Annotated in this window: 2 protein-coding genes; both read right to left on the bottom strand. The window is 44.5% G+C overall.

What is annotated here, in order from left to right; all coding sequences use genetic code 11:
• Nucleotides 1-328, bottom strand: a 328-nt coding sequence (locus R7O13_RS28225) for a response regulator (protein ID WP_318305369.1), incomplete at its 3' end; no start/stop codon positions are given.
• The coding region (locus R7O13_RS28220; RefSeq protein WP_318305368.1) for an ATP-binding protein at nucleotides 315-631 on the bottom strand (317 nt) is incomplete at its 5' end. The genes R7O13_RS28220 and R7O13_RS28225, both read right to left, overlap by 14 nt.

Raw genomic sequence — 631 nt, 5'->3', positions numbered from 1 at the left:
GATCGATGCCCGCAGAGTTAATCGCATTGATCGTATCAGTGTGCGTGGCCTGCCCAGTCAACAAGACTTTGCGAGTGCGAACAAAGCGGCTGTCTTTGGAAATTTCCGTCAGCAGCTCAACACCCGTTTTACCTGGCATCACGTGATCCGAAATAATTAGCGCGATCATTTCACCATCAGCATCAAGTTCATCCATCAGCTCAAGCACTTCATCAGCAGACTCACAATCCTCAATATTCAGCCATTTATTCAACGGTTCTAGATCTTGTAGAACCGCGCTTAACACCTCTCGTTGGTCATCAACGCAAATTAAATTAAGCTTCTCCATGTTCACCCTCTACCGGTAATTTGATTCTAAAAATGGTCTTTTCACTGTCACTTTTTACGACAATGGAACCGTTGTAACCTGCAATAATTCGTTTAACGATCGAGAGCCCAAGCCCCAACCCAAAAGACAATCCGCCTTTCTTCGTTGTAAAGTTCGGCCTAAATATTTTTCGGCGTGTGGCCTCATCAATTTCAGGGCCGTTGTTGGCGATCGTGACTAAAATCTTTCCTTTGCTCACGCGTGTATGAATTTCAATGGTCGGCGACTCAATGTTAATCATCGCATCGCACGCATTTTTTAAAA

The organism is Vibrio sp. Y176, assembly GCF_033438945.1.
Note: the sequence above shows the minus strand (reverse complement) of the source record. Positions and strands in the feature narration are given on the sequence as shown.